This window comes from Polaromonas sp. P5_D5 (assembly GCF_054049435.1).
The window spans coordinates 764,558-790,939 of record NZ_JBFUMJ010000002.1; the positions used below are offsets into that span (position 1 = coordinate 764,558).

Here is a 26,382-nt window from a genome sequence, read left to right on the forward strand (position 1 = left end):
GTCTTTTGGGTTACGGTGTTTTGCCTTGAGGGACAAGCTGCATCTCCAGTTCCGTCAGGCGTTTTTTCAGATTGCGTTCTTCGGCAAAGCGGGCGGTTTCATCGCGGATCACCGCGACGATCGCCGACACCTTGTTGTCCGGGGTATGTAACAGCGCGACGGTAAAGGCAATAGACAACCCGTGCCCGTCCTTGTGCACTGCGGGCACACGAAGGACGTCGTTGCCATACCGCGTTTGTCCGGTCGCCATTGTCTTGTGGTAGCCGTCCCAGTGGCGCTGCTGCTGGCGCTGCGGGATGATGATGTCCAGCGATTTACCCAGGGCTTCTTCTTCTGTGAAGCCAAACATCCGCTGGGCCGCAGGGTTCCACAAGACAATTGCACCACCGGCATCGGAAGCCACAATGGCATCGCCAACAGCCTCCACAAGCTGTTTCAGGTCGGTTGTTGTTTGCATATGTCCACTCCTGTTACCGAAAAATAAGCTGACTGAGGCCTTAAAAAAAACGGCGCTCAATCTGAACGCCGTCTTTCTGGGCCATCAAGACCGCTACTTCAAGATTGCGCTCACACCGCTTTTGCAGTGTGCATGGCCGCGATTTGGTCTTTGCTGTAACCGAGTTCGGCCAGAACCTCATCGGTGTGCTCGCCCAGCAGGGGCGATGCCGTTACTTCGGGCTTGGTGTCAGAGAACTTGATCGGACTGCCCACGGTGAAGTAGCTACCGCGCACTTTATGCGGGACTTCAACGATGGAGCCACTGGCACGCAAGGATTTGTCATGCAACAACTCCTTCATCGACAACACGGGCGCGCAAGGAATATCAAATTTTCGGAAGACGTCCACGGCTTCGAACTTGGTCTTGTCGGCGATGAATGCTTCAATCGTGGCGAAGATATCCATGATGTGCGGCTGGCGTGCCTTGGCCGTGGTGTAGGCCGGGTCGGTTTTCCACTCTGGTTTGCCCAGTGCGTCGCAGATCGGCTCCCAGGCGTGCCCCTGGACCGTGAAATAGATATAGGCGTTGGGGTCGGTCTCCCAGCCCTTGCATTTCAAAATCCAGCCGGGTTGTCCGCCACCGCCGGCATTGGCGCCGCGCGGTACCACGCCGTCTTTGAAAGCTTCCATTTCATGCGGGTATTGCGGGTACTCTTCCAGGTAGCCAAGGTTGTCCAGACGCAACTGGTCGCGCATTTTGACGCGGCACAGGTTGAGCACACTGTCCTGCATGGACACGGCGACTTTTTGGCCCTTGCCAGTCTTCTGCCGGCCGATATAGGCCGTCAAAATACCGATGGCCAGGTGCATGCCGGTATTGCTGTCGCCCAAGGCGGCAGACGAAATGGTGGGGCCTGAGTTCTCGCCCTTCCAGTAGCCGGTGGTGGACGCTGCGCCGCCTGCGCACTGGGCCACGTTTTCGTAAACCTTCAAGTCTTCGTAGTGGTGGCCGTCAGAGAAACCCTTGACGGATGCCAGAATCATTTTTGGGTTGAGTGACTGGATGTGTTCCCAGGTGAATCCCATACGGTCCAGCGCACCGGGACCAAAGTTCTCGACCATCACGTCGGATTCCTTGATGAGCCTCTCCAACACTTCCTTGCCTTCGGGCTTTTTGGTGTCCAGCGTCAGGCCGCGCTTGTTGCTGTTGAGCATGGTGAAATACAGCGCGTCAGCGCCTTCGATGTCACGCAACTGGCTTCGGGTAACGTCGCCAGAGCCAGGACGCTCGACCTTGATCACGTCAGCGCCGAACCAGGCCAGCATCTGGGTACAGGCGGGTCCTGCCTGAACGTGGGTGAAGTCGATGATCTTGATGCCGGCGAGTGGTTTGTTGCTCATTTTGATTTCTCCTTAGGATGCTTTGGATTACTTCTTTGCTGCAGCGCTTTGCGGATTCAGACTTGTGATCCGGCCGCTCTCGGTGCCTGCAGTTTCGTCAATGATCGCGTTGATCAGGGTCGGCTTGCCGGACTTGACGGCTTCGTCCAGCGCCTTGGCCAGCTCTGCCGGTGTGTTGGCTAGAACGCCCACGCCGCCGAAAGCCTGCATCATCATTTCGTAGCGTGCATTCTTGACGAAAACGGTGGGTGCCACATCGCCGCCTAGCGGATTGACGTCAGTGCCCTTGTAAATGCCGTTGTTGTTGAAGACGATGACACAAATTGGAAGGTTATAGCGGCAGATGGTTTCTACCTCCATGCCGCTAAAGCCGAAAGCGCTGTCGCCTTCGATGGCAATTACGGGTTTACCCGTAACCACCGCGGCCGCGACGGCAAAGCCCATGCCGATGCCCATGATGCCCCAGGTGCCGACGTCCAGACGCTTGCGGGGCTCATACATGTCGACAATGCTGCGCGCGAAATCCAGGGTGTTCGCGCCTTCGTTCACCACGATGGCGTCGGGACGCGCCTTGACCGCATTGCGGATGACGTTCAGTGCGCTGTGGAAGTTCATCGTGGGCGGATTGAGCGCCAGCGTCGCCGCCATTTTGGACAGGTTCTTGTCCTTGCGTTCGTTGATCCCTTGAGTCCATTCGGCCGGCGGTTTGGCCCAGCTTGAGCCCAGGCCTGCCAGCAGCGCGGAGACGCACGAACCGATGTCGCCGACCAGGGGTGCGGCGATCGGTACGTTGCTGTCCATTTCGGTCGGCGAGATGTCGATCTGGATGAACTGGCGGGTGTCGGCATTCTGGCCGCCCCAGGTCTTGCCTTTACCGTGCGAGAGCAACCAGTTCAAGCGCGCACCGACCAGCATCACCACATCGGCTTCTGCCAGCACGTGAGAGCGGGTGGCCGAAGCCGACTGTGGATGCGTATCCGGCAGCAGGCCTTTGGCCATGGACATCGGCAAATAAGGGATGCCGGTTTTCTCGATCAGGGTGCGGATATCGGCGTCGCACTGCGCATAGGCAGCGCCTTTGCCAAGCACGATCAGCGGGCGTTTGGCGCCCTTGAGCAGGTCCAGTGCGCGTTTGACCGCATCGGGGGCGGGAATCTGGCGCGGTGCGGGATCGACCACCTTGATGAGCGATTTCTTGCCGGCTGCGGCGTCCATCGACTGGCTGAACAGTTTGGCCGGCAGGTCGAGGTAAACGCCGCCGGGACGGCCAGACAGCGCCGAACGGATGGCGCGAGCGATGCCGACACCGATGTCTTCGGCATGGAGGACGCGAAATGCTGCTTTGCACAATGGCTTGGCAATTGCCAGCTGGTCCATTTCCTCGTAGTCGCCTTGCTGAAGATCGACAATCTCGCGCTCGCTGGAGCCGCTGATGAGGATCATCGGGAAGCAATTGGTCGTTGCATTGGCCAGGGCGGTGAGTCCGTTGAGGAAGCCTGGCGCGGATACCGTCAGGCAAATCCCTGGTTTTTGCGTCAGGAAGCCCGCAGCCGCAGCGGCGTTGCCGGCGTGCTGCTCGTGGCGGAAAGAAATCATGCGGATTCCTTCGGCCTGCGCCTTGCGGGTCAGGTCGGTAATGGGAATGCCGGGCAGGGCGAAGATCGTGTCAATGCCGTTGAGCTTGAGGGCATCGATGACGAGGTGAAAACCGTCGATCTGCTCTGTCGTGGAGGTCGCGTTGGTCATAATGAATGTCTCTTCGTGTGACTTCGATAAAGGTTGAGCAAAGCAGTTGGCTGTGTGTCCCGCCCTGGAAAACGTATTGACCTGAATCAGGGTCTTCCGCGGTGGGTCACGTTGCTTCACTTTTTGCACTCAGGCGGGTCATTTGCACCGTCGAGGTATCATAGGAATCGATTCAGATTTGGCCATTGACCACGGTCAATTTTCGGTGGATTCCCCACCCCGAAAAACCCGCCAATCTGCGTCTCGCTCAATCCTTATTGCCTCCATGTCGTCCATACCAAATCATCCCGAGAGAAACGTCATTCGCGTGCAATTGGCGCAGAACATTGTTTTGAAGGGGATGACGGCGGAACAGAGTGCAGAATTGGAGTCGCACCTGGTCATTGTTGACGGCCAGAAAGGTGATTCCCTGCTGGAGCAGGGCGTGCACGAAATGGAGCAATATTTCATTCTTGAGGGCATCCTCAAGCGGGTGGTGACCAACGAGCAGGCCAAGGAGATGATTCTTCGCTTTGCCGACGAGCGGGACATGGAAACCAGCTACGCGGCCTGGCGCCTGGGCACCCCCACGCCATACAGCACGGTCTGCGTTACCAAGGTTCGGGTGGCAAAGCTGCCCTTGCCCGAATGGGTGGCTTTCCTGGAGCGGCATCATGAAATCAAGCAGTCGTTCGAGTATTACGTGATGCGCCTGATGAGTGAAATCATGGCCCATACCATCACGCTGCATTTGCTGGATGCACCGGGGCGCGTCAAGCGCTTTCAGCGCAAACATCCGGAGCTGTTTGACCGCATTCCGAAGAAGGAACTGGCGTCTTACCTGAATCTCTCAGCAGAAACCCTTAGCCGGCTTAAACAACGCGGCAAGATCTGACAGGTTCAGCGAAGCGGAAATAAAAAAGCCGGGTGATGTACCCGGCTTTTTTGTGGCTTTTCGCAGGAGGTCAGTCCACCGGCTGTTCTGCCGCGAATTCGCTCTTCTTGGGTGGGCGAATCTTTGCCATGACGCGAGAAATCAATGGCCAGAACAGCAACACCAGGGCCAGCGTGGTGATGCCGCCGACCAGTGGGTTAGACCACATGATGGACATTTCACCTTGCGACACAAGCATGGCCTGGCGGAATGAATCCTCAGCCTTGTCTCCGAGAACCAGTGCCAGAACCAGCGGCGCCAGCGGATAGTCGAGCTTCTTGAAGAGATAGCCGATGACACCGAACAGCATCATGAACCAGATATCCAGCATGGCGTTGTGCACGGTGTAGGCGCCAATCGCGCAGATCACCACAATCACAGGGGCAATGATGGAGAACGGAATGCGCAGGATGGATGCGAACAACGGGACGGTGGTCAGCACAACGATCAGGCCCACCAGGTTACCCAGGTACATGCTGGCGATCAGCCCCCAGACGAAGTCCTTCTGTTCAACAAACAGCAGCGGTCCGGGCTGCAGGCCCCAGATCAGCAGGCCGCCGAGCAGCACGGCTGCGGTGGGTGAGCCTGGAATGCCCAGTGCCAGCATGGGGAGCAGGGCGCTGGTGCCGGCGGCATGCGCTGCGGTTTCGGGCGCAATCACGCCTTCGATTTCGCCGGTGCCGAATTTCGAGCCGTTCTTTGACATCTTCTTGGCAAGGCCGTAACTCATGAACGAGGCAGGTGTGGCGCCGCCAGGGGTGATGCCCATCCAGATGCCGATCAGCGAGCTGCGAAGGGACGTCATCCAGTATTTCGGCAACTTCTTCCATGTTTCCAGTACGACCTTGGGGTCGATCTTGGCGCTCTTGCCAGAGAAAGCCAGGCCTTCTTCCATGGACAGCAGGATTTCGCCGATACCGAACAGACCGATCACCGCGATCAGGAAATCGAAACCGCGCATAAGGTCCGGGATGCCGAAGGTCAGGCGCAACTGGCCGGTCACGGTGTCCATCCCAACAGACGCCAGCGCAAAGCCGATCGTCATGGACGCGAGGATCTTGAACGGAGACCCTTTTCCCATGCCCACAAAGCTGCAGAAAGTCAGCAGGTAGACCGCGAAAAACTCGGGAGGGCCGAACTTGAGCGCGAACTTGGCGACGAGTGGCGCCAGGAAGGTGATCATCACCACGGCAACGAAAGCGCCGATAAAAGAGGAGGTGAACGCAGCCGTCAGCGCGGCGCCGGCTTTGCCTTGCTGGGCCATCGGGTAGCCGTCAAAGGTGGTGGCCACCGACCAGGGCTCTCCCGGAATATTGAACAAAATGGAGGTGATCGCACCGCCAAAAAGCGCACCCCAATAGATGCAGGACAGCATGATGATGGCCGAAGTGGGCGACATCGTGAAAGTCAGTGGCAGCAAGATAGCCACACCGTTGGCGCCGCCCAGGCCGGGCAGCACGCCGATCAGCACACCCAGAATGATGCCCACGAACATCAGGACGATGTTCATCGGCGTCAGGATGACGCTGAATCCGTGAAAAAGCGAGTTAAGTTCTTCCATTTCGATATCCGGTAAAAGTTCAGTGGGCTCGTTGTGGGTAGAGGGGGCTCAGTAGCCGAGGAAGCTCAGCGGCTCGAACTGGCCCTTGAACAAGGGAACCTTGAACCAGACCTCGAACATGAAGAAGAAAAGTGCGTTCACAAGGAAGGCTGTGATCACGCTTTTGATCGGGGAAAATTTTCCCAGGATGATCATGAACAGTGCGATGTAAACGGCCGATGCAACGTAGAGGCCTAAAAACTGGACCGCCCCCACGTAAACGATGGCAGGAATCAGGACCGATAAAACGCGTTTGAGCTGTTCGCCGTCGACGAATACTTCGGTATTTTTTTCCTTGCCGAACAGGGTTTGATAAAGGGTGCCGGCGCCTGAAATGCACAGGATGATGCCGATATAAAACGGGAAGTAGCCTGAGCCGGGGCCGTCGCTGGTCCAGCCGGACCCGAGGGCCCAGCTGCCCTGGATGACTATGGCGCCCAGGATGACGATACAGGTGGCGACGATTGCTTCAACGACATAGGTCGCGACGCCCGAGCGGACTTCCGCGCCGGATTCTTGGTTTGGCTCCATGAGCAACTCCGTTGGATTGAGTGCCCTGCACCAGGGCGAACTTGATTGATTGTGGGGCTGGCGCGTGGCCAGCCCGCAGGGGAAAACCCGGCGAACGGGGCTTTCTTGATCGTTACTTCGCGATGAAGCCGGCTTCCTTCATCAGCTCGCGATGGCGCTGTTCAGCGCTGCCCAGCCATTTGCCGAACTCGTCGCCGGACATGGAGGTCTGGTTGAACGCGCCTTTTTCCATGTAGTCTTTCCACTCAGGCGTGTCGCGAATCTTCTTGAGCAGCGTGACGTAGAACTCGAGCTGGTCTTTGGACACACCGGGCGCCATGAAAATGCCGCGCAGCATGGTGTAGTCGGTGGGCACACCGGCTTCCTTGCAAGTCGGGATATCGGCCCACGACTGGGTATCGGTGACCTTGGTCTTGTAAGTCATCCGTTTGTCATCGAAGACGCAGAGGGCCCGGAGCTGGTTGGCGCGCCACTGGGCAACTGCCTCGATCGGATTGTTGACGGAAGAGTCAACGTGTTTTCCGACGAGCTGCACAGCGACTTCACCACCGCCCTTGAAGGGGACATAGATGAATTTGGTGCCGGTGGCCTGCTCAATGCCGACGGTGATAATCTGGTCTTCCTGCTTGGAGCCGGTGCCGCCCATCTTGATTTTGCTGGGGCCTGCGGTTTTCACAGCTGCCAGGTAGTCCTTGGCGGTCTTGGCGGGGTTTTCCGCATTCACCCAAAGAACGAACTGGTCCAGCGCCATCATGGACACGGGGGTCATGTCGCGCCAGTTGAAGGGAACACCGGTTGCCAGTGGCGTGGTGAAGAGGTTGGACAGCGTGATGATGATCTTGTGCGGATTGCCCGTGGCCCCTTTCACCTCGAGGAAACCCTCGGCGCCCGCGCCGCCGGACTTGTTGACGACGATCAGCGGCTCTTTCATCAGCTTGTGCTTGATGACGATACCTTGCATCAGGCGAGCCATCTGATCGGCCCCGCCACCGGTACCTGCTGGTACCACGAACTCCACCGGCTTGGTGGGCTCCCAGGCCGCGTGGGCCGGGAAAGCCGTCAGCGCCGCTGCTGCGATGGCGCATGTCCCTGCTGCAGCCACTTTATTCTTGATGCTCGCAAATCTGGTTTTCATCACGTTGTCTCCTGTATTGGGTAACTCTGTTGTTGGCTGGAATTTCTTTACTGATTCCCTAGCCGAGCATATTGCAGACGTATGGTCTTACCAAGTGGGCCAAAAACTCTTGACAGGGGTCAAGTTTGCGGGATTTTCGAGCCGCTCTAGGGTTTCTCCGGAGCCGCTTCGGCGCTGTATGGCGCGCCTAGATAGCGTATGTCCCTAGGAGGAAAGTGTGACAACGCCGTAACATGAATTTCAGCGGGCTAGCTGATGCTCCGCGTCGAGGTGCGTGACTGGAACCTCACACATGCTTTGAAAGGTAAAAACCATGAAAAACGCATTGTTCCTGGCAGTTCTGTTTTCCTGCGGTGTGACCGCCCAAGCGCAGTCGTGCGAAGGCGGGCTTTACCTTAATCCGCAAGTGATCCGGGGCGAGGGAGCCTCGCAAACCGAAAGTGCCCTGAAAGAACTCGTTGACTTTATCCGTCCCACGGGGCTGTCGGTCACGCCGGTGCTCAACATCCGGGAGACGCAGGATGTTTTGACAGCCGTCAAGAAGCCGGCTCCACCATGCTGGGTCTATGGCAACCCCGTGGTCGGTCTTGCCTCGGGCTATAAGCCGGTGGCTGTCAACATGGACCCGATCCAGTCGGCTGTACTGATTCTGGCTGACATCGGAACGGTCAAGGACGGCAAACCGGTCGAGTTGAAGACGCTCCCTCCCGCTGATCAAGCCAAAGTGCTCGCCAAGCTCAAGGCGACCAGTTGCTTTGGCATGAAAAGCGGTGTGACCACATCGCTCGTAAAAGCCGAGAATTTTTGCGGCACGGTGGTCGAAATATTGCCTCAACAAGGGCTGGGGCAAAGCTACTTGCCGACCAAAGCGGCATTTCATTGGCAAGCGGACCGGTGGGCCGGCCTGATTACCCGGCTACAGAGTGCACAGGCTGCCACCATGAAAAGCCACCACGGTACCGATGAACGCATCCATATGGCGCAACTGGTGATTGTGCCGACCGCCAACGCGAGTTGGGGCTACGGGCTGTACGTTCACCCTAGCGCTCCAGCAGATGTGACCAAAAAAGCGGCTACTCTGTTCGACTCCCTCAAGAACGCAAACCCGCTTCTGTTAAAGGCGTTGGACCTTGGGGCCAAGTTCGATTTCGACACTCCTTCGGACGCAGTGGTTGAGGCTATGAAGAAATCGTTGGCCTTTGGACCTTGAGTCGGATCGTTTTTGAGGCTTGCCGCAGGTCGCGGCAACAAGAAAAACCGTTGTGCGCCGCAGCAATTGGATGAGGCCTGATTGGCTGGCACAGTCCTGTCGGTGCCAAGCCCAAAGCCCGGCGTTACCGGGCAATCAGGCCGCGAGCTGAAGGCGCACCTGTCCGCGCTCTTCGTCCATGGTTTTTGCGAGCAGCTTGACCAGGGCATATACCGTGTCGATGTGCGGCGTTGGTGTTTGCGTAAGGCGTCCCAGTTCGACTACTGAACCCACCAGGGCGTCGATTTCCGGGGCTCGACCGGCTTCGATGTCCTGCAGCATGGATGTTTTGTGCTTGCCCACTTTCTCCGCACCGGCGATGCGCTTGTCCAGCGTGACGCGGAACTCGATGCCCAGTTTGTGCGCGACTTCCTGCGCCTCGCGCATCATGCTGGCAGCCAGTTCGCGTGTCAGCGGATATTGGCAAATGTCCACCAGTGTGGAATGGGCCAGGCTGCTGATGGGGTTGAAAGTGAGATTGCCCCAAAGCTTGAGCCAGATCTCCGATCGGATGTTGTCCAAAACGGGCGCCTTGAACCCCGCGTTGCCAAAACATTCTGAAATTCGCGTGACACGTTCGCTGATTGAGCCGTCAAGCTCGCCGACCGGAAAGCGGTCGCCTTCGATATGTTTCACGACACCTGGCGCCACAAGTTCAGAGGCCGGGTAGACGACACAGCCGATGACGCGCTGCGGAGGGATCATTTTTGACAGCGTACCGCTGGGGTCCACGCTATGGACCTGGCTTCCTTCAAACGGGCCACCATGGTTATGGAAGTACCAGTAGGGGATGCCGTTTTGCATGGTGACGACTGTGGTGTCACGCCCAAACAGCTTGGGAAGATCGTTGGCTACAGCCTCTACCTGATGTGCCTTCATGGCCAGGATCACCAGATCCTGCGGGCCGGCTTCTGTGTAGTTGTTGGTCGCCTTGACATTTTCCGCAACGTGTTCGGTGCCATCATGCATGATGAGCTTCATGCCTTTTTTGCGAATAGCATCCAGGTTGGCGCCCCGTACGATGAAGGTTACGTCCTCACCGGCCAAAGCCAATTTCACACCCACATAACCGCCGATGGCTCCGGCCCCAATGATCGCAATCTTCACACCCGTGCTCCTGGTAAAAAACGTTATTCGAACCGGTTACTGAGCCTGCCGATACCGGCAATCTCCACTTCGATCGTGCTTCCCGGTTTCATGGATCCCACGCCGATTGACGTACCGCACAGGATGATATCGCCTGCATAGAGTGTCATGTCCTGGGATATCAAGCTCACCAGCTGCTTCACTGAAAAGCGCATGTCGCTAATGGGATAGTCCTGGCGGATCTCGCCGTTGAGGATGGTTTTAACCACCAGCTTTTCCGGATCAAGGCCTGTGGCAACGACGGGGCCGAAGGGGCAGAAGGTATCCAGCCCTTTGGCGCGTACCCACTGGGCAAACGAGGCATCACGGTTCAGTATGTCGGCGACCGTCACATCGTTGGCGCAGGTGTAGCCGAACACATGATCCATTGCATCGCGCTCGGAAACCTGCTTGCAGGTTTTGCCGATGACGATGCCCAGTTCGCCTTCGAAAACAACCTTGCCATCGCATGGAGGTTTTACGATGATTCCGTTTGGATCCAGGTAGGAGTTCGGCGCCTTGATTAAGTAGAGCGGTTCGGCCGGCACGGCCAGATTGAGCTTTTGACCCAGGGCGTGGAAGTTGTTCCACATCGCGATGACCTTGCTGGGCCGTACCGGCATCAAAAGCTCGACGCTGGCCAGCGGCAACGCCCGGTCTGTGGGTGTCGCACCGGAGAACATGTTGCCCTGGCAAATCCGGATGTTCTCTCCCTCGAGAGTTCCGAAGCCGGTTGAATTGCCTTCCCTGAAACGTAGCCAACGGTTAGACATTCCGGCCCTTCACGTGTACAGCGCACTCGGCGTGAACCGGGGTGCAGGGGTGGTGTTTTTTGGCCGGCTATTGGCTGGCGTGAGTGAATGGCTGGACCAGCCGGCATAAGGAGCCGGGTTTGCCCGGCTGGCGACCATGCTGGCATGGCAGCGGGCCTTGGCCGCTTCGATGGCCTCAACCAGGAAATCTGCTTCGTAGGCTCGCAGCAGATGCGCCTGCTCGGTTTCCAGATAGGTGCGCACGGCATCGCGACCTTGGGCCTGCAATCGGGCATAAGTGGCGGCATCCCAGTGCCAGGTCAAACCGAGCTCTTCGAATGCGGCGTTGTAGGCGTGGCGGGTCTGGTCGGTCCGGTCGGCGGCGGTGTTGTCAAGCGAGGCGTTGAGCATGGAGGTCTCCTTTGATGGGTGGATGCTCTGGGGGCACTTTTCGATGCGCGATGCACCGGGCTTGAGACAACTGTAGAAAGAATAGATGATTAATGATAGTTAAAGTATTTCATATAAATGATTATCTATGAGTTATATATAAATATTGCCTGGCGCGAAGGGTTGTGGTTCACGCAGGTGGGTAAGAGTGCAGTGACTTTCCGGTGCGCCTGCGTGCGGACGCCAATCCCGAGCAAGTGAGGTCAGAAATGGAGGCTGGAGCTTTTTCGGCAGTTCCATCACGGAATGCGATCCGGCCGCACGAGACTTTTTCTTCGGCTGGACCAATAACGGGCCCAATGCCGGCTGCATGAGCGGTGCGACTTTGGGGACGGTTAACTCCCGGTGCAAACGGGCGCAACGCAAAGACGCCGGATCCCCGCTTGTGCCGCGCGTTCCGGCAACGATCACCCGGCTTGCTGGCCGATCTCGAAGTTGGCCAGTTTCTCCAGTGCACGCACCATGGCAGAGTGGTCCCAGGTTTTGCCACCGTGTGCGACGCAGGAATTGAACAGCTCCTGCGCGGTGGCCGTGTTGGGCAGCGAGATGCCGAGCAGGCGCGCGGTGGAGAGCGCCAGGTTCAAGTCCTTCTGGTGCAGCTCGATGCGAAAACCCGGACCAAACGTGCGCTTGACCATGCGTTCACCATGCACCTCCAGAATCTTCGATGACGCGAAGCCGCCCATCAAGGCTTGGCGTACACGCGCCGGGTCGGCACCGGCGCGGGCGGCAAACAGCAGCGCCTCGGCCACCGCTTCGATGTTGAGCGCCACGATGATCTGGTTGGCCACTTTGGCGGTCTGGCCGTCACCATTGTCGCCAACCAGGGTGATGTTCTTTCCCATCAATTCAAACAGCGGCTTGATGCGTTCAAACACGGCTTCCGGGCCGCCGACCATGATGGACAGCGTCGCATTTTTTGCACCGACTTCGCCGCCCGACACCGGTGCGTCGAGGTAGTCGCAGCCCAGTGTGTTGATTTTCTGCGCAAAGGTTTTGGTGGCTATGGGCGAGATGGAGCTCATGTCGACGACAACCTTGCGTTCACCTGCGTCTGCGGACGAGCCCTTCAGACCGGTTGCAACACCGCCGTCGCTAAACAGCGCAGCCTCCACGTCGGGGGTATCAGGCACCATGATGAAGATGATGTCCGCGCGCTCAGCCACGCCGCGGGCATTTACGCATTGCGTGGCGCTGCCACTGGCAATCGCGTCGGGCATCTTGCCGAGGGTATGGACAAACAGCTGGTGCCCGGCCTTGATCAGATGGCCGGCCATGGGCGTGCCCATGATGCCGAGGCCGACGAAGCCGATTTTCAGGGCGTTGGAGGTCATGTAGAAGTATTCCTTGTGAGATGGTGCGGGTCAGCTTGTCAGGCGCTGGCGCCAGCCCAGTCCTGCGTCCGTCGTGCTGGCAGGTTTGTATTCGCAGCCTATCCAGCCGCCATAGCCAAGGCGGTCCAGATGCGTGAACAAAAATGCGTAGTTGATCTCGCCGGTGCCCGGCTCGTTGCGGCCGGGGTTGTCGGCCAGCTGGATGTGAGCGATGCGTGCCAGATGTTTTTGTATCGTCGCCGCCACTTCCCCTTCCATGCGCTGCGCGTGGTAAATGTCGTACTGCACGAAGGCGTTGTTGGCGCCGACCTCGTCCAGAATGTCCAGTGCCTGTGCCGTACGGTTCAGGTAGAAGCCCGGAATGTCAAAGGTGTTGATCGGTTCGATCAGTAATTTGAGGCCGTTTTTTTTCAGTTCGCTGGCTGCATAGTGCAGGTTATCGACAAAAGTCTTGCGCAGAACGGTGTCACTGGCCCCCGCGGGTGTTTTTCCGGCCAGGCAGTTGAGTTGACCTACACCGAGCACTTGGGCATACGCGATGGCTTGGGCCACACCGGCACGGAATTCTTCCACGCGATCGGGGTGACAGGCAATACCGCGTTCGCCGGCTTCCCAATCGCCGGCGGGCAGGTTGTGCAGCACCAGCTGCAAACCATTGCCATTGAGCCTGGCCTTGATGTCAGCGGCGCTGAAGGCATAGGGGAAAAGAAACTCCACGGCCTTGAAGCCAGCTTTGGCGGCCGGTTCAAAGCGGTCGAGGAACGCATGTTCGGTATAAAGCATGCTGAGATTGGCGGAAAATTTAGGCATGGTTTCTCTGCTGGTGGGGCGTTGGGCGTTGCTGGGGGGCTTATTCGAGCAAGCCAGCCAGTTCCAGGCCTTCTCGACCCTTGGGGTGGCGACAGTCGATGTCTTCAAACTCGTTGACCTTGTCGATCTCCGTGCCCATGGCGATGTTGGTGACCTTTTCGAGGATGACTTCCACAACCACCGGCACCCGGTATTTGCGTGCCATCACCTGTGCTTCGACCATGGCGTCATTGATCTTTTCAGGGTCGGTCACGCGCAATGACTTGCAGCCCAGGCCTTGCACTACAGCCTGGTGGTCCACACCGTAACTGCGCAGATCGCCTTCGCCTTCCGGTACGTTCTGGTTTTCAAAAGCCAGCTGGACGCAGTAGTCCATCTCAAAACCTCGCTGGGCCTGGCGGATCAGGCCCAGATAGCTGTTGTTGACCAGCACCTGCACATAGGGCAGATTGAACTGCGCGCCCACGGCCAGCTCTTCCATCAAAAACTGGAAGTCGTAGTCGCCGGACAGCCCGACAACGGTACGTGTCGGATCGGCGGCCACCACACCGAGGGCCGCGGGGATGGTCCAGCCCAGCGGACCCGCCTGGCCGCAGTTGATCCACTGGCGTGGTCCGTACACATTGAGGAACTGCGCCCCGGCAATCTGGCTCAGGCCAATGGTTGTCACGTAAATGGTGTCGCGGGGGAACACCTTGTTCATTTCCTCGTACACACGCATCGGTTTGATGGGTGTCTCGGTAAAGTGAGACTTGCGGTGCATGAGCTTTTTTCGCTCGGCACAACGGGCGGCCCAGCTGTCATAGTCGGGCAGGCTCTTGGCAGCCTTGCGTTCGCGGGCGACTTGCACCAGAAGTTCCAGCGCGGCCTTGGCGTCGCTGACAATGCCAAAGTCGGGATTGAACACCCGGCCGATTTGTGTCGGCTCGATGTCTACGTGCACAAAGGTGCGGCCTTTGCAATACACCTCGGGCGAACCGGTATGGCGATTGGCCCAGCGGTTGCCGATGCCGATGACGAAGTCGCTGGCCAGCATGGTGGCGTTGCCGTAGCGGTGGCTGGTTTGCAGCCCACACATGCCGGCCATCAGGGGATGATCGTCGGGAATGGTGCCCCAGCCCATCAGGGTGGGGATGACCGGCACACCGGTGAGCTCGGCAAACTCGACCAGCAGATCTGAAGCATCGGCGTTGATGATGCCGCCGCCGGCGACGATCAAAGGCTTGCTGGAAGCAGCAAGCATGTCGAGTGCTTTTTCGATTTGTTTGCGGCTGGCAGCCGGCTTGTAGACCGGTAGCGGCTCATAGGTGTCAATGTCGAATTCAATTTCGGCCATCTGCACATCAAAAGGCAGGTCGATCAGCACCGGGCCGGGTCGTCCCGAGCGCATCAGGTGAAAGGCTTGCTGGAAGGAGCGCGGCACCAAAGCCGGTTCGCGCACGGTCACGCTCCACTTGGTGACCGGTTTGGAAATGGACTCGATGTCGACCGCCTGAAAATCTTCCTTGTACAGACGCGCACGCGGCGCCTGGCCGGTGATGCACAAAATGGGGATGCTGTCGGCAATCGCCGAGTACAGCCCGGTGATCATGTCGGTGCCGGCCGGGCCGCTGGTGCCAATGCACACACCGATGTTTCCGGCCTTGGCGCGCGTGTAGCCTTCGGCCATGTGCGACGCGGCCTCGACGTGCCGGGCCAGGATATGCGTGATCGACTGGCGCTCACGCAGTGCGGAGTAAAACGGGTTGATGGCCGCGCCGGGCACACCAAAAGCTTGTGTGATGCCTTCTTTTTCCATCACCAGAACGGCGGCCATGGCGGCCTTCATTTTTGCCATCGAAGTCTCCTAGAGGTTGCTGATCGTTGAGACGGATGGTCGCGGCGTTGGTGGTTGCGGGGAAGCCCCATCCTGTGCATTACGCTTATTCCAAACTGGAATAAATGATTGCCTGGCCGATGTCGCCGTGGTCTACTTGTGGCCATGGACCGCATTCAAGCCATCCGGCTTTTCATTCGCGTGGTGGACCTCGGCTCTTTCAGCAAGGCGGCGGCCGACATGGGTATGGGCCAGCCGTCGGCCACCAAACTGGTGGTGCAACTGGAAAAGCAGTTGGGTTCGCGGCTGCTCCACCGCTCGACCCGCGGCGTGACGCCCACTGAGATAGGCGCGCTGTATTACGCCAAGTGCAAGCTGATTGCACATCATGTCGAAGAGGCCGAGACGGTGGCGGCGCTATTGCAGTCGCAGGTCCAGGGCGGCCTGCGAATCACTACCTCCGTAGCTTTTGGACGGCGTGTGCTGGTGCCGCTGGTCATGCGGTTCATGCAGATGCACCCCAAATTGCAAATCGAGTTGAACTTTGAAGACCGTTATGTCAACCTGGTTGAGCAGGGCATTGACGTGGCGATCCGGATGGGACCGCTCGCTGACTCGACGTTGGGGGCGCGTTACCTGGGTATCAACCCGTGGGTGGTCGTGGCCTCGCCCGAATACATCAAGAAGCGCGGTGCGCCGGCCGATCCTGCGGATCTTGTCACGCACGATGCGCTGATCTACAGCACGGTGCAAGGTGATGCGCGCTGGCATTTCAACGGAGCCGAAGGCCAAGCGTGGCAGGTCTCGGTCAGTGGGCCGCTGCGCTCGAACAATCTCTCGGCGCTGCTGGTGGCAGCGCGTGGCGGTATGGGCGTGGCGGCCTTGCCCCGGTATGTGGCGCATGAGTCAGTGCGCAGCGGCACCCTGGTGCCTCTCCTGAGCGGCTGGGTGCTGCCGTCGCAGGAAATCCATGCTGTCTATCCCTCACCCCAACTGGTGCCGGCCAAGGTCAACGGTTTTGTCGGCTGGCTGCAAGGCCAGTTCGGCGAGTCCTGGTGGGCGGACCAGAAATAGCCACAGGCGAAAGCTTGCCCCCAGGTCGACCGGCCTGCAATGAATGATTATTTATTGCTAATCCATTTGATACCATGAATTACTTGTGAGTTATGGACTAAAGGGGCCGAGATGAAGAATGCGACATTGCGCCAGCTCAAGGTGTTCGAGGCTGTGGCCCGCAACTTGAGTTTTTCACGAGCCGCCGAAGAGCTGCACCTGACGCAGCCAGCAGTGTCCATCCAGGTCAACAAACTGGAAGACCACGCAGGCCTTCCGCTGTTTGAGCAGCTCGGCAAAAAAATTCATCTCACGCCGGCGGGCATTGAGATGCTTCATTCCAGCCGGATCATCATCCAGCAGTTCAAGGAGGTGGAGGAAGCCATGGCGCAGTTCAAGGGCATCTCCGGCGGCAAGCTGAACGTTGCGGTGATCAGCGCCGGCGACTATTTCTTTCCGCGCCTGCTCGTTGAGTTTGCACGGCGCCACTCGGGCGTGACGCTGGACTTCGGCGTCTGCAATCGCGAGGAACTCTTGAGCCAACTGACCGACAACCTGACAGATCTGGCCGTCATGGTGCGCCCGCCACTGGATATGGACACGGTGAGCGAACCTTTCGCCCCGCACCCCTATGTTGTTGTGGCAGCACCCAACCATCCGCTGGCCGCCAAAAAGCGCATTCCGCTATCGCGCCTGGCCAGCGAACCCTTTGTTGTGCGTGAAAAAGGTTCTGATACCTGGAATTCGATGGAGGAGGGTTTCGGCACGCACCTGGCCGACCTCAACATCGCGATGGAGATCAAGAGCACGGAAACCATCAAACAGGCCGTGATCGCGGGCATGGGGGTGAGTTTTCTGTCGGCGCATACCATCAGCCGCGAACTTCAGGTGGGCAGCCTGACCGTGCTCGACGTGCAGGGTTTTCCGTTGATGCTGAATTGGTATGTCGTGCACCGTCGCAACAAGCGGCTGACGCCGGTAGCGCAGGCGTTCAAGACTTTTTTGATGACGGATGGCGGGGCGTTGATCGAGCAGACAATTGGTTTTCGGCCCAAAACGGCACAGCCCCGGCGTGCTGTCACCCGCCGTTAGCACAACAAGGGTTAGCGCAGCAGGAAATAGGCTGCCAGGATATACAGCACGACGGCGAAGACTTTTTTCAGCGGCTGGATGTCCATGCGGTGCGCGGTGCGTGCGCCCAGCGGCGCCGTACAAATGCTGGCAACCGAGATGATGACCAGTCCTGGCAGGTAAAGAAAGCCGATGGAGCCGGGCGGCATTTGAGGTAGGTTCTGGCCAGCCCAGATGTAGCCCAAGGTGCCGGCCAGCGCAATCGGAAAACCAAGCGCTGCCGAGGTTCCCACGGCGTCATGGATTTTCACGTTGCACCAGGTCATGAAGGGCACCGAAACGAAGGCGCCGCCTGCGCCCACCAGCGAAGACAGCATGCCGATGACACCACCCATGCCAAAGGTGCCCAGGCGGCCGGGCAGAGTGCGGCTGGGTTTGGGTTTACGGCCCAGAAACATCTGGGTGGCTGAAAACGCCACAAAAACGGCAAACAGGATGCTGAGGATTTTTCCCGGCAAGGCCACCGCCAGTTGGGCACCAATCAATGACCCCAGCAAAATGCCGGGCGCCAGCAGCCGAACGATGGGCCACAGCACGGCCCCGCGCCGGTGGTGCGCGCGCACTGATGACAACGAGGTGAAGCAGATGGTGGCCAGCGAGGTGGCGACCGCCATTTTCACGGTGTATTCCTGCGGGTAGCCTTTTGCCGTGAGGATGAAGGTGATGAACGGCACCATCAGCATGCCGCCGCCGATGCCCAGCAGGCCTGCGAGAAAACCGGTGCACAGACCCAACAGGAGAAGTTCGGCAATAAGTTGGGGTTCGAGAGACATCAGATCTGCTGTGGCACGGCGGGCTGGGCCCGCAACCGGCTATTGTTTTTGTTCGCGGCCTGGATTCCGTTCGGATCCGGGACAAGAAAAGAAAGGTGTCTGCGAGTGCCACTGGACCGTCATCCTGAACCGGGGTTCAGGTGGGCGAGGGCAGTCAGGTTTCGGGTTCGTCTGACGCGAGACGATCACACCTGCCGGACAATTTACCAAGCCCGTGCTCGAAGAGCATTGGTTCAAGGAAATATAAAGCCCAATGCGCATCGCAGACGTGTTCATTGTAGGCCTTTGCGGCTCCCGCGCGCGAAGTGGGGGAGTGATTTACCGCAGGGGTGCGGGCTTAAAGCAGGCGGCCGTCAACGCCCAAGGCTGTGTCAAGCCGCTGTAGCAAGGCTGTGAGTTGCGGATGCGTTGTTTCGCCAGCACTGGCGGTTGTTTCCGCTGTTGTCGCGGCGGGTGTGGGCGTAGCGTTTGGCGTGCGCTCGGGGAGCTCAAAGGCGAGATTGAGCGCCGCCAGAACGGCAATGCGGTCACGTGCCTTGATTTTCCCGGCATCGCGAATCCTGCACATGGCCATGTCAACACGGTTGACCGCGTCCAGCATTCGGGCGTCGCCATTTTCGGGGCAGCCCAGCAAATAGCTTTGGCCCATGATCTGCACTTCGAGCTGTTTCATGACTCGGTTCCCACGGTGTTTTTGGCGGCATGCCCGTTGGTTTCGGGCAGGCGCTCCAGCAGTGCATCCACACGGGCGCGTGCCGCACCGAGCCGCGATTTGAGGGAGTCGCGTTCGTGCGTCAGAACGCCAACCTGCTCCACCAGGAGCTCGTTGGTACGCTGCAGCTCCTCATAGCGCAGCAGGAGCCGCTCAACGCGTTCGACGATCTGGTCGATTTGGGTTTGGTTCGACATGGCAGCTCCGATTGTAGGGTTTGCGGCCGGACATGGGGAAGGCCCGCGTAGAATCTGCCCTGTTGGTGCCCGCAGTGTGGTTCGCACGCTGCAGTTCAACGGGAAGCAGGAGGGGGTCAAAGCCATGCATCAGGTCAACCTGATTCGCTGGCGCCGAGACCTTTAACCTGCGCTGCCCCCGCAACGGTAATACGGACGAATGGGCTCCTGACGCCAAGTCAGAAGCCCATTCAGCTTTCATCACTAGCCACTGAGCGTTTTGAACACACGCTTGGGAAGGCGATGGAGGCAGTTCCGTCAGCCCGGATACCGGCCAACAAGGTGAACGCGCACGTCCATGAACTGGCATGAGCGTTTGTAACGCTCATGCACTGGCGGGGAAGCCAGTGAGGGTATTTTGTTGATTGTCTGATTCCATGAAAACCTGTGTTTTCCACACACGCCTTGCCGTGCTTCCGCTGGCTGTGGCCGCTGCCTTTCCCGCCTTGTCCCAGACTGCCCCGGCGGCCCAGGCCGGCGCGGCGCCACAACTCAAGGAAATGGTGGTAACCGCTACGCGCAGCGCCCAACCCATCGGCGATGTCATTGCTGATGTCACGGTCATTGACCGTGAAACCATAGAGCGCGCCGGCCCGGTGGGGCTGGCTGATGTTCTGGTTCGCGTGCCGGGCATACAGATCACCCGTAACGGCGGTATCGGCAGCAATACAAGCGTTTTTGTGCGTGGCGGTGAAACCCGCCACACCCCGGTTTTTGTAGACGGCGTGAGGATGGAGTCGCAGACGACGGCTGGAGCCGTCTCCTGGAACAACATTCCACTCTCGCTGATTGATCGCATTGAGATCGTGCGCGGCCCCAGCAGCGCAGTCTATGGCTCCGACGCCGTGGCCGGCGTGATCCAGATATTCACCAAGCGCGGCCAAGGCCCTTTTTCGCCTTCCGTGACGGTGGGTTACGGTTCCTACAATACCAGCCGGGTCGAGCTCGCCGCCAGCGGTTCAGCGGGCGGCTTTGACTATTCTCTGGGCTTGACGCAGGGACAAAGCGATGGCTTCAATGCCCGGACCATCCCGGCTCAAAACCCCGATGCCGACGGCTACAAAAGCCAGAGTGCCAATGCCAAGCTGGGTTTTCAAATCAATCCTGACCACCGCATTGAAGCCAATGTGTTGCAGAGCCATATGGATGCGCAGTACGACGGCGGCCTCACACGCGACTTTCGCCGTATCAGCGACCTGCAGACCCTGGGCCTGCAGTGGGAAGCCAAATGGTCTGGCCAATACAGCACCAAGCTGGCGGTCACGCAGGGTACCGACTCCGGTGAAGAAGGCCTGAATGGCTCGACCCCGCAGATTTCTTACGACAAGAGCACCATCAGCACGTTGTTGCTCCAGAACGAATACCGCATTGGCGCGCATCTCCTGAGCGCTACACTGGAAAGCCGTCGCGATGTGTTCCGCCTGGTCGGCTCTTCGGCCGTGCCGGCTGGCATGAGCACCCTCAACGGGAACCGTTCGCTGGATGGCGTGAGCCTGGGCTACGGCTGGAGCGGCGGCGCGCACACGGTGCAGTTCAACGCCCGCCATGACACGGACAGCGAATTCGGCGGAAAGACCACCGGCTCCGCCGCCTATGCCTTTGCGCTCACGCCACAGTGGAAAGTGTCCGCATCCGCCGGCACCTCCTTTCGGGTCCCCACGCTGTACCAGCGTTTCAGCATTTACGGCACCTCGACCTTGAAGCCCGAATCCGGCCGCAGCGTGGAAATGGCGCTCAAATACAGCCAGGGGACTGCCCAGTACGGTGTCACCGCTTATCGCAACCGCCTGACCAACCTGCTGAGCTTCGTCACGGGCAACGGTCCCTGCATCAATGGCGGCCCGCCGACGGTGCTGAGCAATCGTGGCTGCTATGCCAACACGGCGCAGGCCCAGTACACAGGGCTGACATTCACGGCTGCCGAGACGCTGGGCAATGTTCACATCCACGGCTCGCTGGATCTGCAGAATCCCAAGAACCTGGTTACCAACCGAACCCTGCAGCGCCGCTCCCGCCAATACGGCACGCTGGGCGCCGAGATGCCGGTGGGCGGCTGGCAACTGGCGACGGACCTGGTGATGGCCTCGCACGCACTCGACAGCGACACCAGCAACGTGGTGCTGCCAGGCTACTCGCTCGTGAACCTGAGCGCCACGACGGCGCTGTCGCGCGACTGGAAACTGGTCGCCAAGCTGGACAATGTGACCGACAAGGCCTACCAGACTGCCGGCACTTACGCCAATGGCCGGCGCTCCGTGTACGTCGGCCTGACCTGGGCACCCCAGTAAGCCTCATCCACACCAGCCATGCAAACTTCCGCCCGTTGCCCTGCCATCCTCATCGCCGCCCCGGCTTCCGGCCAGGGCAAGACGACGGTGACCTGCGCGCTGGCGCGCCTGCATGCGCGGCAGGGCCGCCGGGTTCGGGTTTTCAAGTGCGGGCCGGACTTTCTGGACCCGTGCTGGCACGCCCTGGCCAGCGGCACGCCGGTGTACCAGATGGATCTGTGGATGACGGGCGAGGACGATTGCCGCGCGCGCCTGCATGCGGCGGCACTGGAGGCCGACCTTATCATTGTGGAAGGCGTGATGGGCCTGTTTGACGGTGAACCCAGCGCGGCCGACCTGGCACAACGCTTTGGCTTGCCGGTGCTGGCGGTGGTGGATGCATCGGGCATGGTGGCAACCTTCGGCGCGCTGGCCTTTGGCTTGCAGCACTATCGCCCCGACATGCCATGGGCCGGCGTGCTGGCCAACCGCGTGGCCAATGCGCGGCATGCGGGCATGCTGCAGGCCAGTGTGGCACCGGACCAATGGTTGGGGGCAGTGCTGCGCAATCCCGCCATGAGCCTGCCCAAGCGCCACCTGGGGCTGACCGTCGCGACCGAAGTGGCAGATGCCATGGAAAGGCTGGACGCCGCAGCCGATACGCTGGCCACCACGCCGCTGGGTCAGATGACCCTGGACGACTTGCAGCGATGGGCGGTGGACTTCGCGGCGCCGGAAGCCTCTGCGCCCATTGCTCCCATGTTGAAAGGCAAAACCATCGCTGTTGCGCGCGACGCCGCTTTCTGTTTTATCTACGCCGCCAACCTCGATACCCTGCGCGCGCTGGGTGCTGAGCTGGTGTTCTTTTCGCCATTGGCTGACGCGGCTGTACCGGCCTGCGACGCGATGTGGATTCCTGGTGGTTACCCCGAACTGCACGCAGAGACAATTGCGGCAAACACCGCGCTACGCACCAGCCTGGCCGCACACATTTCCGCAGGCAAACCTGTATGGGCCGAGTGCGGCGGCATGATGGCCCTGTTTGAGACGCTGGTCACACTGGATGGCAAACGCCATGTGCAATGGGGTGTGCTACCTGGCGAAGTGACCATGCAAAAGCTGCTGGCCGGCCTGGGCCCGCAGCAGCTGGCCCTGGAAAGCGGCACCTTGCGCGGCCACACTTTCCATTACTCGACCACGGCCACGCCGTTACAGGCCGCGGCACGCACCTCGCGGCCGGGCACCGCGCCCGCGCCGGACGCGGGCGAGGCCGTGTGGCAGCATGGTGCGGTGCGCGCCAGTTACTTTCATGCCTGGTTTCCATCCTGCCCCGAAGCGGTGGCAGCGCTATTCACCACATCTGTAGAGGTGACTGCATGACGGACTTGCTGCACTACCAGCCCGGCCCGCAGCGCATCGTCTGCCTGACCGAGGAAACCACCGAATGGCTCTACCTGCTGGACCAGCAGCAGCGCATTGTGGGCATCTCGGGCTACACCGTGCGGCCCAAACGCGCGCGCGACGAGAAGCCGCGCGTCAGCGCCTTTCTGAGCGCGAAGATCGAGAAGATCATGGAACTGCAGCCCGACTGCGTGCTGGGCTTTTCGGATCTGCAGGCCGACATTGCTTCGGACCTGGTCAAGCGCGGTGTGCAGGTCACCATCTTCAACCAGCGCAGCGTGGCCGAAATTTTCTCCATGCTGTTCCAGCTGGCCGCCATGGTGGGCGAGGCAGAGCAGGGTGCGCAGCGCATTGCACAGATGCAGGCCGATTTGCGTGCCATGCAGGCGGCCGTCGCGGCCAGGGTCGCCAAGGGTGCGCGCCGCCCCAAGGTGTATTTTGAAGAATGGGACAGCCCGCACATCAGCGCGATCCGCTGGGTGTCGGAGCTCATCGGCATCGCGGGAGGTGACGATTGCTTTCCTGAGCTCGCCGCCGAATCGCTGGGCAAGAACCGCATCATTGCCGACGGGGCCGAGATCGTCCGCCGTAACCCGGATCTCATACTGGGCTCCTGGTGCGGCAAGAAATTCCGGCCGGAGAACGTGGTGGCACGCGAGGGTTGGGGTGCGGTGAATGCGGTGCGTCACAACCAGCTGTTTGAAATCAAGTCGCCCGACATACTGCAGCCCGGCCCCGCTGCGCTGACCGACGGCGTGGCCAGGATGCACCAGATCATCCTGCAGTGGATGGACGCTGAACAAGCCGGAGCGTTCCGATCATGAGCGCTATGACGATTGCCAAAAGCGAACTGATTCTGGGCGGCCAGAAAAGTGGCAAGTCACGCCGTGCCGAACTGCTGGCGCGCCAGTGGCTGGACCAGCGACTGGGCCACCGCGCCGTGCTGATTGCCACCGCACAGCCTTGGGACGAGGAGATGCGCCAGCGCATCGCCCGCCACCAGACGGATCGCGCCGAGCGCGTGCCCGGCATGACCACGGTGGAAGAGCCGTTGGCACTGGCGGAGGCGATTCAAAAACACAGCCAGCCCGACACCTTGGTAGTGGTGGACTGTCTGACGCTGTGGCTCACCAACCGGTTGATGCCCGTGGATTTTGAACAAAATAAGCCTCTAGCCCCCATGGACAGTGCGCCAGCCGCTTCTCTTTTGATAGCAATTACCCAGGCCCCTGGCCCGGTGGTGCTGGTGGGCAACGAGATTGGGCTGGGCGTAATTCCCATGGGGCGCGAGGTTCGAGCCTTTGTGGATGCCTTGGGCAAACTGAACCAGGATGTGGCCGCCACCTGCCAGCGCGTGACGCTAATGGCAGCAGGCCTGCCGCTGACGTTGAAGGATTTTTCGTGACGCGGCATCAACTCTGCGCGCTGGGAGGAAGCGAGGGGCCAGGACGTATTGCTCCGTGTCCCCCGCCCGCGTTGCGGGCTCCTCCTTTACCTGCGCAGAACGCTCTGCCACCCCGCGTCTTGGTGATGCTCGTTTTTGCGTTTGCCTTTACCTTTGGTCTGGCGGGTGTCGCTCGTGCCTTGCAGGTCACCGACGATCGGGGCGTCACCGTCACCTTGCCCGCCGCGCCGCAGCGTATTGTCAGCCTGCTACCTTCGCTGACGGAGACCGTGTGCGAGCTGGGCCAATGCCAGCGTCTGGTGGGGGTAGACCGCTATTCCAACTTCCCGGCCAGCGTGCAAAAGCTGCCTCAGGTCGGTGGCGGGCTGGACCCGAATATCGAGATGATTGTTGCCCTCAAGCCTGATGTGGTGCTGATGGCCACTTCGTCCCGCGCCGGGGAACGGCTGCAGGCGCTGGGCATCAAGGTGGTGGCGCTGGAGCCGCGAAGCCATGCCGACGTGCAGCGCGTGATGCTCAAGCTCGGCCAGTTGCTGGAGGTGCGTGATGCCGCACGCATCTGGCGCGCGATTGATGCCGGTGTCTCGGCTGCAGCCCAGTCGTTGCCGACCAGCGTGCGCAATGTGAAGATCTACTTCGAAGTGAACCAGGGGCCGTATGCAGCGGGCGAGTCGTCCTTTATTGGCGAAACGCTCACACGCCTGGGTGCCAAAAACATCGTGCCTGCCAAGCTCGGGCCGTTCCCCAAGCTCAACCCCGAATACATCGTTCGCGCCAACCCTGACCTGATCATGATCGGCCAGCGCAGCGCCGGCGGTTTGACGGTGCGGCCCGGCTGGCAAAGCATCCGCGCACTGCGCGAGCAGCGGGTCTGCATCTTTCCACCCGACGAGGCTGACATGCTGGTACGCCCCGGTCCGCGCATGGCTGAAGGTGCGCGCCTGATGGCCCAATGTCTGCTGAAAAATGCGCCCGCCCCGGGAGCCAAACCATGATGCAAACCCGCGTTTTCTGGCTGGTCTGGGCCGGTGTGCTGGGAGCATTGGCTTTGGTGGCGTTGGGTATCTGTGTCGGCAGCGCCGGACTGGAGAACCTGATTCGTCCGCTGCTCAACCCCGCACAGGACCCGCAGCAAACCGCCATGGCACAGCAAATCATTTGGCAGATCCGCCTGCCGCGCACCTTGGGCGCCTGGGCCGCCGGCGCCTTGCTGGGCCTGGCCGGTGCCGTAGCCCAGGGCCTGTTTCGCAACCCCCTGGCTGACCCGTATTTGCTGGGCAGCGCCTCGGGTGCCTCGCTGGGCGTGGCGCTGGCATTGGCCGCTTTGGGTGGGGGCGCCGGCATGTTGGGCGGCAGCATGATGAGCGGCGGTATGGCCGTCAGTGTGTTCTCCAGCAGCTTGTGGGTGCGTCTGGGGTTGACCGGTGCGGCGTTTCTGGGCGCCGTGTTTGCGGTGATGCTCACGCTGGTGCTGTCGCGCGGTGTGGGCCACACGCTGCGCCTGCTGCTGGCCGGTGTGGTGGTGGGCGTTGTGCTGGGTGCCATGACGCACCTGGTGCTGCTGTTCTCACCCGAATCGTTGCAGGCCATGCAGGCCTTCATGCTGGGCTCCACGGCCTTTGTGGGCTGGACGTCGAGCGTGCTCATGGCCAGTGTCTGGGGCGTGTGCGTGCTGGCGGCATGGCTGCTGGCGCGCGTCCTTGATGGTTTGAGTTTGGGTGACGCTACGGCGATCAGCCTGGGCCTGCCGGTGGCGCCTATGCGCGCGGCGCTGGTGGCGGTACTGGCGCTGGCTACGGGCACCGCGGTGGCTCAAACCGGGTTGATCGCTTTTGTAGGCCTGGCCGCACCGCACCTGGTGCGCTCGGTGGTCAAGACCACGCACGCGCACCTGATGCTGCTCTCCAGCCTTATGGGCGGCGTGTTGCTGATGGCGGCCGACACGTTGGCACGCTGGCTGATCGCGCCGCAGGAGCTGCCCGTGGGCATGCTCACCGCGGTGCTGGGCGGCGGCTATTTGTTGTGGCTGATGCACCGCAGCAGCAGCCTGGGCGGAGGCCGTGCAGCATGAGAAACGCTATGAATTCAATAGCTATCGGCGCAG

General features: G+C 60.1%; 25 protein-coding genes and 1 riboswitch. Of the genes, 10 read left to right on the forward strand and 15 right to left on the reverse strand.

What is annotated here, in order from left to right:
- Positions 1 to 10: 10 nt before the first annotated feature.
- The 3 genes from ACXJKE_RS10270 to oxc all read right to left on the reverse strand — a co-directional run bounded on the left by ACXJKE_RS10270 (position 11) and on the right by oxc (position 3,585).
- The gene (locus ACXJKE_RS10270) at positions 11 to 457 is read right to left on the reverse strand and encodes a PAS domain-containing protein (protein ID WP_457280478.1); all 447 of its coding nucleotides are present in this window, start codon (positions 455 to 457) and stop codon (positions 11 to 13) included.
- Between the two features lie 110 nt (positions 458 to 567).
- A complete protein-coding gene (gene frc, locus ACXJKE_RS10275; protein ID WP_457280479.1) occupies positions 568 to 1,839 on the reverse strand; it encodes a formyl-CoA transferase in 1,272 nt (423 codons plus the stop codon).
- 27 nt (positions 1,840 to 1,866) lie between these two features.
- Positions 1,867 to 3,585, reverse strand: a complete 1,719-nt coding sequence (oxc, locus tag ACXJKE_RS10280) for an oxalyl-CoA decarboxylase (protein WP_457280480.1) — start codon at positions 3,583 to 3,585, stop codon at positions 1,867 to 1,869.
- Positions 3,586 to 3,850: 265 nt separating this feature from the next.
- Here oxc and ACXJKE_RS10285 point away from each other — a divergent pair, with 265 nt between their 5' ends.
- Positions 3,851 to 4,459 (forward strand): Crp/Fnr family transcriptional regulator, encoded by a 609-nt coding sequence (locus ACXJKE_RS10285; protein ID WP_457280975.1) that lies wholly within the window; start codon positions 3,851 to 3,853, stop codon positions 4,457 to 4,459.
- A gap of 70 nt (positions 4,460 to 4,529) precedes the next feature.
- On the opposite strand, the gene ACXJKE_RS10290 is transcribed toward ACXJKE_RS10285, so the two are convergent.
- The 3 genes from ACXJKE_RS10290 to ACXJKE_RS10300 all read right to left on the reverse strand — a co-directional run bounded on the left by ACXJKE_RS10290 (position 4,530) and on the right by ACXJKE_RS10300 (position 7,764).
- Positions 4,530 to 6,059 (reverse strand): tripartite tricarboxylate transporter permease, encoded by a 1,530-nt coding sequence (locus ACXJKE_RS10290; RefSeq protein WP_457280481.1) that lies wholly within the window; start codon positions 6,057 to 6,059, stop codon positions 4,530 to 4,532.
- Between the two features lie 48 nt (positions 6,060 to 6,107).
- Positions 6,108 to 6,629, reverse strand: coding sequence for a tripartite tricarboxylate transporter TctB family protein (locus ACXJKE_RS10295; protein ID WP_457280482.1), 522 nt, complete (start codon positions 6,627 to 6,629; stop codon positions 6,108 to 6,110).
- Between the two features lie 112 nt (positions 6,630 to 6,741).
- The gene (locus tag ACXJKE_RS10300; protein ID WP_457280483.1) at positions 6,742 to 7,764 is read right to left on the reverse strand and encodes a Bug family tripartite tricarboxylate transporter substrate binding protein; all 1,023 of its coding nucleotides are present in this window, start codon (positions 7,762 to 7,764) and stop codon (positions 6,742 to 6,744) included.
- Between the two features lie 313 nt (positions 7,765 to 8,077).
- Here ACXJKE_RS10300 and ACXJKE_RS10305 point away from each other — a divergent pair, with 313 nt between their 5' ends.
- A complete protein-coding gene (locus ACXJKE_RS10305; RefSeq protein WP_457280484.1) occupies positions 8,078 to 8,974 on the forward strand; it encodes a hypothetical protein in 897 nt (298 codons plus the stop codon).
- Between the two features lie 135 nt (positions 8,975 to 9,109).
- Here the strand turns inward: ACXJKE_RS10305 and ACXJKE_RS10310 are convergent, their stop codons facing one another.
- The 6 genes from ACXJKE_RS10310 to gcl all read right to left on the reverse strand — a co-directional run bounded on the left by ACXJKE_RS10310 (position 9,110) and on the right by gcl (position 15,321).
- On the reverse strand, positions 9,110 to 10,120 hold the full coding sequence (locus tag ACXJKE_RS10310) for a 2-dehydropantoate 2-reductase (protein WP_457280485.1): 1,011 nt from the start codon (positions 10,118 to 10,120) through the stop codon (positions 9,110 to 9,112).
- 23 nt (positions 10,121 to 10,143) lie between these two features.
- Positions 10,144 to 10,911 (reverse strand): fumarylacetoacetate hydrolase family protein, encoded by a 768-nt coding sequence (locus ACXJKE_RS10315; protein ID WP_457280486.1) that lies wholly within the window; start codon positions 10,909 to 10,911, stop codon positions 10,144 to 10,146.
- Positions 10,912 to 10,920: 9 nt separating this feature from the next.
- Positions 10,921 to 11,301, reverse strand: coding sequence for a hypothetical protein (locus tag ACXJKE_RS10320; RefSeq protein WP_457280487.1), 381 nt, complete (start codon positions 11,299 to 11,301; stop codon positions 10,921 to 10,923).
- 446 nt (positions 11,302 to 11,747) lie between these two features.
- Entirely contained in the window at positions 11,748 to 12,674 is a 927-nt protein-coding gene (gene glxR, locus ACXJKE_RS10325; RefSeq protein ID WP_457280488.1) for a 2-hydroxy-3-oxopropionate reductase, read from the reverse strand.
- Between the two features lie 30 nt (positions 12,675 to 12,704).
- A complete protein-coding gene (hyi, locus tag ACXJKE_RS10330; RefSeq protein ID WP_457280489.1) occupies positions 12,705 to 13,484 on the reverse strand; it encodes a hydroxypyruvate isomerase in 780 nt (259 codons plus the stop codon).
- 40 nt (positions 13,485 to 13,524) lie between these two features.
- On the reverse strand, positions 13,525 to 15,321 hold the full coding sequence (gene gcl, locus ACXJKE_RS10335; RefSeq protein WP_457280490.1) for a glyoxylate carboligase: 1,797 nt from the start codon (positions 15,319 to 15,321) through the stop codon (positions 13,525 to 13,527).
- A gap of 144 nt (positions 15,322 to 15,465) precedes the next feature.
- On the opposite strand from gcl, the gene ACXJKE_RS10340 reads away from it, so the two are divergent.
- Positions 15,466 to 16,374: a LysR substrate-binding domain-containing protein gene (locus ACXJKE_RS10340; protein WP_457280491.1), complete on the forward strand. Its 909-nt coding sequence runs from the start codon at positions 15,466 to 15,468 to the stop codon at positions 16,372 to 16,374.
- A 111-nt stretch (positions 16,375 to 16,485) separates the two neighbouring features.
- On the forward strand, positions 16,486 to 17,445 hold the full coding sequence (locus ACXJKE_RS10345) for a LysR family transcriptional regulator (RefSeq protein ID WP_457280492.1): 960 nt from the start codon (positions 16,486 to 16,488) through the stop codon (positions 17,443 to 17,445).
- 11 nt (positions 17,446 to 17,456) lie between these two features.
- Here ACXJKE_RS10345 and ACXJKE_RS10350 read toward each other — a convergent pair whose 3' ends face one another.
- The 3 genes from ACXJKE_RS10350 to ACXJKE_RS10360 all read right to left on the reverse strand — a co-directional run bounded on the left by ACXJKE_RS10350 (position 17,457) and on the right by ACXJKE_RS10360 (position 19,166).
- Complete coding sequence (locus ACXJKE_RS10350) at positions 17,457 to 18,257, reverse strand: sulfite exporter TauE/SafE family protein (protein WP_457280493.1); 801 nt, start codon at positions 18,255 to 18,257, stop codon at positions 17,457 to 17,459.
- 337 nt (positions 18,258 to 18,594) lie between these two features.
- Positions 18,595 to 18,930 (reverse strand): cell division protein ZapA, encoded by a 336-nt coding sequence (locus tag ACXJKE_RS10355; RefSeq protein WP_457280494.1) that lies wholly within the window; start codon positions 18,928 to 18,930, stop codon positions 18,595 to 18,597.
- Positions 18,927 to 19,166, reverse strand: coding sequence for a DUF904 domain-containing protein (locus ACXJKE_RS10360; protein ID WP_457280495.1), 240 nt, complete (start codon positions 19,164 to 19,166; stop codon positions 18,927 to 18,929). The genes ACXJKE_RS10355 and ACXJKE_RS10360 overlap by 4 nt, the downstream gene beginning before the upstream one ends.
- 46 nt (positions 19,167 to 19,212) lie before the next feature.
- Positions 19,213 to 19,498, forward strand: a riboswitch (cobalamin riboswitch).
- 84 nt (positions 19,499 to 19,582) lie between these two features.
- On the opposite strand from ACXJKE_RS10360, the gene ACXJKE_RS10365 reads away from it, so the two are divergent.
- The 6 genes from ACXJKE_RS10365 (at position 19,583) to ACXJKE_RS10390 (ending at position 26,349) form a co-directional block, all read left to right on the forward strand.
- Complete coding sequence (locus ACXJKE_RS10365; RefSeq protein ID WP_457280496.1) at positions 19,583 to 21,493, forward strand: TonB-dependent receptor domain-containing protein; 1,911 nt, start codon at positions 19,583 to 19,585, stop codon at positions 21,491 to 21,493.
- An 18-nt stretch (positions 21,494 to 21,511) separates the two neighbouring features.
- Positions 21,512 to 22,852, forward strand: a complete 1,341-nt coding sequence (locus ACXJKE_RS10370; RefSeq protein WP_457280497.1) for a cobyrinate a,c-diamide synthase — start codon at positions 21,512 to 21,514, stop codon at positions 22,850 to 22,852.
- Positions 22,849 to 23,697 (forward strand): ABC transporter substrate-binding protein, encoded by an 849-nt coding sequence (locus tag ACXJKE_RS10375; RefSeq protein ID WP_457280498.1) that lies wholly within the window; start codon positions 22,849 to 22,851, stop codon positions 23,695 to 23,697. The genes ACXJKE_RS10370 and ACXJKE_RS10375 overlap by 4 nt, the downstream gene beginning before the upstream one ends.
- Positions 23,694 to 24,278, forward strand: coding sequence for a bifunctional adenosylcobinamide kinase/adenosylcobinamide-phosphate guanylyltransferase (locus tag ACXJKE_RS10380; protein WP_457280499.1), 585 nt, complete (start codon positions 23,694 to 23,696; stop codon positions 24,276 to 24,278). The genes ACXJKE_RS10375 and ACXJKE_RS10380 overlap by 4 nt, the downstream gene beginning before the upstream one ends.
- A gap of 125 nt (positions 24,279 to 24,403) precedes the next feature.
- Positions 24,404 to 25,273, forward strand: a complete 870-nt coding sequence (locus tag ACXJKE_RS10385) for an ABC transporter substrate-binding protein (RefSeq protein ID WP_457280976.1) — start codon at positions 24,404 to 24,406, stop codon at positions 25,271 to 25,273.
- Positions 25,270 to 26,349: a FecCD family ABC transporter permease gene (locus ACXJKE_RS10390; RefSeq protein WP_457280500.1), complete on the forward strand. Its 1,080-nt coding sequence runs from the start codon at positions 25,270 to 25,272 to the stop codon at positions 26,347 to 26,349. The genes ACXJKE_RS10385 and ACXJKE_RS10390 overlap by 4 nt, the downstream gene beginning before the upstream one ends.
- Positions 26,350 to 26,382 lie beyond the last annotated feature (33 nt).